The organism is Sphaerotilus sp. (genome assembly GCF_013299175.1).
GTDB lineage: Bacteria > Pseudomonadota > Gammaproteobacteria > Burkholderiales > Burkholderiaceae_C > Sphaerotilus.
The window spans coordinates 1-6,408 of record NZ_JAAFKF010000152.1; the positions used below are offsets into that span (position 1 = coordinate 1).

The window sequence follows — 6,408 nt, forward strand, 5'->3', positions numbered from 1 at the left end:
TGCCCTCTTCTTCGAGCCGCTGGGCGAACGCCGCGTTCTCGGACAGGAAGCCGTAGCCGGGATGGACGGCCTGCGCCCCCGTGGCCTTGCACGCGGCGATGATCTTGTCGGCGACGAGGTAGGACTCGCGCGACGGCGCCGGGCCGATCAGCACCGCTTCGTCCGCGAGTTCGACGTGGCGCGCTTCCTTGTCAGCCTCGGAGTAGACGGCGACAGTCTTGATGCCCATCTTGCGGGCGGTCTGGATGACGCGGCAGGCGATTTCGCCGCGGTTGGCGATCAGGATCTTGGTGAACATCTGGTTTTCTCCTTGCCGACCCATCACAGCGGGATGTTCCCGTGCTTGCGCCACGGGTTGTCGAGCTTCTTGTCCTTGAGCATCACGAGCGAGCGGCAGATGCGCTTGCGCGTTTCGTGCGGCTGGATCACGTCGTCGATGAAGCCGCGGGCGCCGGCCACGAACGGGTTGGCGAAGCGGGCCTTGTATTCGGCTTCCTTGGCGGCGAGCTTGGCCGGGTCGCCCTTGTCCTCGCGGAAGATGATTTCCACCGCGCCCTTGGCCCCCATCACCGCGATCTCGGCGTTCGGCCACGCGAAGTTCACGTCGCCGCGCAGGTGCTTGGACGACATCACGTCATACGCGCCGCCATACGCCTTGCGGGTGATGACCGTGACCTTCGGCACCGTGCATTCGGCATACGCATAGAGCAGCTTGGCGCCGTGCTTGATGATGCCGCTCCACTCCTGCGAGGTGCCGGGCATGAAACCGGGCACGTCCACGAACGTCACCACCGGGATGTTGAACGCATCGCAGAACCGCACGAAGCGCGCCGCCTTGATCGACGACTTGATGTCGAGGCAGCCGGCCAGCACCTGCGGGTTGTTGGCGACGATGCCGATCGTCTGGCCTTCCATGCGGGCGAAGCCGATGACGATGTTCTTGGCGTAGTCGGGCTGCAGCTCGAAGAAATCGCCGTCGTCCACGACCTTGAGGATCAGCTCCTTCATGTCGTAGGGCTTGTTGGCGTTCTCGGGCACCAGCGTGTCGAGCGAGTGGTCCAGCCGCGCCGCCGGATCACCGCTCGGGCGCACGGGCGGCTTCTCGCGGTTGTTCAGCGGCAGGTAGTTGAAGAAGCGCCGCAGCATCAGCAGCGCCTCCACGTCGTTGTCGAAGGCCACGTCCGCCACGCCGCTCTTGGTCGTGTGCGTGATCGCGCCGCCCAGCTCTTCGGCGGTGACTTCCTCGTGCGTCACGGTCTTCACGACTTCGGGGCCGGTGACGAACATGTACGACGAGTCCTTCACCATGAAGATGAAGTCGGTCATCGACGGCGAGTACACCGCCCCGCCCGCGCACGGCCCCATGATCATGCTGATCTGCGGCACGACACCCGAGGCCATCACGTTGCGCTGGAACACCTCGGCATAGCCGCCCAGGGACGCCACGCCTTCCTGGATGCGCGCGCCGCCCGAGTCGTTCAGGCCGATCACCGGGGCGCCGACCTTCATCGCCTGGTCCATCACCTTGCAGATCTTCTCGGCGTGGGCTTCCGAGAGCGCGCCGCCGAAGACGGTGAAGTCCTGGCTGAAGGCGAAGGCGAGGCGGCCGTTGATCATGCCGTAGCCGGTGACGACGCCGTCGCCGGGAATCTTGTTGTCGGCCATGCCGAAGTCCGAGCAGCGGTGCTCGACGAACATGTCCCATTCCTCGAAGGTGCCTTCGTCGAACAGCAGTTCGAGCCGCTCGCGGGCGGTCAGCTTGCCCTTGCGGTGCTGGGCGTCGATGCGCTTTTGCCCACCGCCGAGGCGGGCCTTGGCGCGCTGGGCTTCGAGCATCTGTTGGATGTCATGCATGGAGGGTCTCCTCGGGGTCGATTCAGGGGATTCGGGGGATTCAGAAAAACGGTGTGTTCAGTTCAGCAGATCGAGCAGCCGCCGCGCCGCCACCGACGCCGCGAGCCGCCCGCCGCGCACCTGCTCGGTGGTCTCGGCGAGCTGGCCGCGCACGGCGGCGTGGTCGCGGAACCGGGTGCGCAAACCGGCCTCGATGCGCTCCCACATCCACGCCAGGCTCTGCTGCTGGCGGCGCTGGTCGAGCCGGCCGCTGGCGGATTGCAAGCCGCGGAAACGGCTGACCGCCGCCCAGAACTCGTCCAGCCCGGCGCCCTTGAGCGCACTGAGCTGCAGCACCTGGGGTTGCCACAGCAGGTCGCCGCCGTGGCCGTGCGGATCGCCGTGGGCGCCGTGGCCGCCACCGTGGTACTGGTGCATGCCGAGCAGCCGCAGCGCGCTGGTGATCTGGGCGCGGGCACGGGTGGCGGCGTTCGGGTCGAGGTCGGCCTTGTTGATGACCACCAGGTCGGCCAGCTCCATCACGCCCTTCTTGATCGCCTGCAGGTCGTCGCCCGCGTTGGGCAGTTGCAGCAGGCAGAACAGGTCCGTCATGCCCGACACCGCCGTCTCGCTCTGGCCGACGCCGACCGTCTCGACGATGACCACGTCGTAGCCGGCCGCTTCGGCGATCAGCATCGCCTCGCGGGTCTTCTCGGCCACGCCGCCCAGCGTGCCCGACGCCGGACTGGGGCGGATGTAGGCGCTCGGGTGGACCGAGAGGTGTTCCATGCGCGTCTTGTCACCGAGGATCGAGCCGCCGGAAACACTCGACGACGGATCGACCGCCAGCACCGCGACCCGGTGCCCCTGCGCGATCAGGAACAGCCCCAGCGCCTCGATGAAGGTGGACTTGCCCACGCCCGGCACGCCCGAGATGCCAAGCCGGAACGAGCGACCGGTGTGCGGCAGCAGGGCGTTCAGCAGCGCGTCGGCGCGCAGGCGGTGGTCCGACCGGGTCGATTCCAGCAGCGTGATCGCCTTGGCCATGGCACGCCGCTGCACGGTGGGCGACTCGCCGACGATGCCCGCCGCCAAGGCACGCTCGGTCTCGGGCAGGCGGGCGAAGTCTTCGCCATGTTCAAGGTCTTCAGTCGGCGCCATGCAAGGTCTGTCAGCCTCGGTCGGTCAATCGGTGTCGCTCGGCGGGTGGGCCGGGCGGCGGAAGTAGAGATCCCATTCGCCCTCGGCTTCCAGGATGAAGCCGTGGCGCTGGTAGAAACGGGTCGCGTCGCTGTGCTTGAGCGCCGTGACCGACATCGGCATCGCCCCCACGTCGGCTTCCGCCAGCACCTGCCGCATCACCCAGCCGCCGATGCCTTCGCCCTGTGCGCTGGGGTGGATGTAAAGGTGGTCGAGCAGCAGGTCATGCGGCCGGGGAATCACCACCACGAAGCCCACCAGATCACCATCCCGCAGGATGTGGCGGGTGTGCGCCGGGTTGAAGCCCCGGCTCAGCCGCTCTCTGGCACGCTGCGGATCGAAGCGCCCCAGCCGCGTCAGGCTTTCGCGCATCGCGGCCATGCGCAGGGCCAGCAGGGCTTCGAAGTCGCCTTCACCAGCGGGCGTGAGTTGCAAGGTCGGTCGAGCAGCGGGCGTGGTGGTCATGGTGTCCGGTAGAGCTGAGGAAGAACCTCAGGCCACGGACACATGGGCGCGTATCTGCTCCAGAACATCCTTGGCCGAGGCCGGGATCGGCGTGCCGGGACCGTAGATCCCCTTCACGCCGGCTTCGTACAGAACATCGTAATCCTGTTGCGGAATCACCCCGCCGACGAAGACGATGATGTCGTCGGCGCCCTGCGCCTTGAGCGCGGCGATGATGGCCGGCACCAGCGTCTTGTGCCCGGCGGCCAGCGTCGAGACGCCCACGGCATGGACATCGTTCTCGATGGCTTGGCGCGCGCATTCCTCGGGGGTCTGGAACAGCGGTCCCATGTCCACGTCGAAGCCGAGGTCGGCATACGCAGTGGCGACGACCTTGGCGCCGCGGTCGTGCCCGTCCTGGCCCAGCTTGGCGATCATCACGCGGGGGCGGCGGCCGTAGGTCTCGGCGAAATCGGCGATCTCGGTCTGCAGCTTTTCCCAGCCTTCGGCCGAGTCGTAGGCCGCGGCGTAGACGCCCGTGACCTTCTGGATGTCGGCGCGGTGGCGGCCATACACGGCTTCGAGCGCGTCGCTGACCTCGCCCACCGTGGCGCGCAGCCGCACGGCCTGGATCGCCAGATCCAGCAGGTTGCCCGTGCCGGCGCGGGCGGCGTCGGTCATCGCGGCCAGCGCGGCTTGCACGGCGGCCGTGTCGCGGGTGGCGCGGATCTGCTGCAGCCGGGCGATCTGGCCATCGCGCACCATGACGTTGTCCACGTCGAGGGTGTCGATCGGGTCTTCCTTGGCGAGCTTGTACTTGTTGACGCCGACGATCACGTCCTTGCCGGAGTCGATGCGCGCCTGCTTCTCGGCGGCACTGGCTTCGATTTTCAGCTTGGCCCAGCCGGAATCGACCGCCTTGGTCATGCCGCCCATCGCCTCGACTTCCTCGATGATGGCCCACGCCTTGTCCACCATCTCCTGCGTCAGCGACTCCATCATGTAGGAGCCCGCCCACGGATCGACCACGCTGGTGATGTGGGTCTCTTCCTGGATGATGAGCTGCGTGTTGCGGGCGATGCGCGAGGAGAACGCCGTTGGCAGCGCGATGGCCTCGTCGAGCGCGTTGGTGTGCAGCGACTGCGTGCCGCCAAAGACCGCGGCCATCGCCTCGACCGTCGTGCGGACGATGTTGTTGTACGGGTCTTGTTCGGTGAGCGACCAGCCCGAGGTCTGGCAGTGCGTGCGCAGCATCAGGCTCTTGGGGTTCTTCGCGTCGAAGCCCGTCATGATCCGGCACCACAGCAGACGCGCGGCGCGCATCTTGGCGATCTCCAGATAGAAGTTCATCCCGATCGCCCAGAAGAACGACAGCCGCCCGGCGAAGGCGTCCACGTCCATGCCCTTGGCGATGGCGGTCTTGACGTATTCCTTGCCGTCGGCGAGCGTGAAGGCGAGTTCCAGCGCCTGGTTCGCGCCCGCTTCCTGCATGTGGTAGCCGGAGATCGAGATCGAGTTGAACTTCGGCATGTGCTTGGCCGTGTACTCGATGATGTCGCCGATGATCCGCATCGATGGTTCGGGACCATAGATGTAGGTGTTGCGGACCATGAACTCCTTGAGGATGTCGTTCTGGATGGTGCCGCTGAGCTGGCCCTGCGAGACGCCCTGCTCTTCCGCCGCGACGACGTAGCCCGCCAGCACCGGCAGCACCGCGCCGTTCATGGTCATCGAGACCGACACCTTGTCGAGCGGGATCTGGTCGAACAGGATCTTCATGTCCTCGACCGAATCGATCGCCACACCCGCCTTGCCCACGTCGCCCGTCACCCGCGGGTGGTCGGAGTCATAGCCGCGGTGCGTCGCCAGGTCGAATGCCACCGAGACGCCCTGCCCGCCCGCCGCCAGCGCCTTGCGGTAGAAGGCGTTCGACTCTTCGGCGGTCGAGAAGCCGGCGTACTGGCGGATGGTCCACGGCCGCACGGCGTACATCGTCGCCTGCGGGCCGCGCACGAAGGGCGCGAAGCCGGGCAGCGTGTTGGTGTGCGCCAAGCCCTGCACGTCCTCGGCGGTGTAGAGCGGCTTGACCGTGATGCCGTCGGGCGTGACCCAGTTGAGGGCCTCGACCTGGCCACCGGGCGCGGACTTGGCGGCGGCCTTCTGCCATTGGGCCAGCGAGACGGGCTGGAATTCGGGCGGGTTCGCGGCTTCGTTCGACATGGTGTTGTGTTCCTGGCGCTGAGTCGCCGCATGATACATGATGCATAATTATGAATTCAATGTTGACTTCTGCCTGACAGCCTCCGTGAGCACACCTGCACTCGACAACGCACTGGCCCCCCGCGCCCTCTACCAGGAAGTGGCGGAGCGGCTGCGCGAACGGATTTTCAACCGCGAGCTGGAGCCGGGAAGCTGGATCGACGAGCAGAAGCTCACCGCCGAACTCGGCATCAGCCGCACGCCGCTGCGCGAAGCCTTGAAGGTGCTGGCGGTCGAGGGGCTGGTGACGATGAAGGTGCGGCGCGGCGCGTATGTGACGGAGATGTCCACCCACGACGTGCAGCAGGTCTACCACTTGCTCGCCTTGCTGGAGAGCGACGCCGCGGGCGATGTGGCGCGCAACGCCGCGCCCGAAGAGCTGGCGCAGTTGCGCGCCCTGCACGACCGGCTGGAGCGCGAAGTCCACCAGCGCGAGTTCTTCTTCGCCACCAACGAAGCCTTCCACGCCCAGTTGATGACCATCGCCGGCAACCGCTGGCGCCAGCAGATCGTGGCCGATCTGCGCAAGGTGATGAAGCTCAACCGCCACCATTCGCTGTTCAAGGAAGGCCGCCCGGAGGAGTCGCTCAACGAGCACCGCGCCGTGATGTACGCGCTGGAGCGGCGCGATGGTGCGTTGGCGACCCGGCTCATGCGGGCCCATTTCGACAA

6 protein-coding genes are annotated in these 6,408 nt (G+C 66.9%); 1 reads left to right on the top strand and 5 read right to left on the bottom strand.

Features of this window, described 5'->3' with window-relative positions:
* The 5 genes from QZW52_RS18035 to scpA form a co-directional block, all read right to left on the bottom strand.
* A partial coding sequence (locus QZW52_RS18035; RefSeq protein ID WP_294001244.1) for a biotin carboxylase N-terminal domain-containing protein occupies positions 1 to 298 on the bottom strand: 298 nt, incomplete at its 3' end.
* A gap of 23 nt (positions 299 to 321) precedes the next feature.
* On the bottom strand, positions 322 to 1,854 hold the full coding sequence (locus QZW52_RS18040; RefSeq protein WP_294001247.1) for an acyl-CoA carboxylase subunit beta: 1,533 nt from the start codon (positions 1,852 to 1,854) through the stop codon (positions 322 to 324).
* 57 nt (positions 1,855 to 1,911) lie between these two features.
* Positions 1,912 to 2,880: a methylmalonyl Co-A mutase-associated GTPase MeaB gene (gene meaB, locus QZW52_RS18045; protein ID WP_434738364.1), complete on the bottom strand. Its 969-nt coding sequence runs from the start codon at positions 2,878 to 2,880 to the stop codon at positions 1,912 to 1,914.
* 138 nt (positions 2,881 to 3,018) lie between these two features.
* Positions 3,019 to 3,498 (bottom strand): GNAT family N-acetyltransferase, encoded by a 480-nt coding sequence (locus tag QZW52_RS18050; RefSeq protein ID WP_294001252.1) that lies wholly within the window; start codon positions 3,496 to 3,498, stop codon positions 3,019 to 3,021.
* A 27-nt stretch (positions 3,499 to 3,525) separates the two neighbouring features.
* Positions 3,526 to 5,697 (bottom strand): methylmalonyl-CoA mutase, encoded by a 2,172-nt coding sequence (gene scpA, locus QZW52_RS18055; protein ID WP_294001255.1) that lies wholly within the window; start codon positions 5,695 to 5,697, stop codon positions 3,526 to 3,528.
* 37 nt (positions 5,698 to 5,734) lie between these two features.
* On the opposite strand from scpA, the gene QZW52_RS18060 reads away from it, so the two are divergent.
* Positions 5,735 to 6,408 (top strand): GntR family transcriptional regulator (locus QZW52_RS18060; protein WP_434738363.1); only part of this gene is annotated, 674 nt, incomplete at its 3' end.

Excerpts from the sequence above, each read along its gene's own strand:
- QZW52_RS18040 (WP_294001247.1), bottom strand. The coding sequence starts at position 1,854 with ATGCATGACATCCAACAGATGCTCGAAGCCCAGCGCGCCAAGGCCCGC.
- meaB (WP_434738364.1), bottom strand. The coding sequence starts at position 2,880 with ATGGCCAAGGCGATCACGCTGCTGGAATCGACCCGGTCGGACCACCGC.
- QZW52_RS18050 (WP_294001252.1), bottom strand. The coding sequence starts at position 3,498 with ATGACCACCACGCCCGCTGCTCGACCGACCTTGCAACTCACGCCCGCT.
- scpA (WP_294001255.1), bottom strand. The coding sequence starts at position 5,697 with ATGTCGAACGAAGCCGCGAACCCGCCCGAATTCCAGCCCGTCTCGCTG.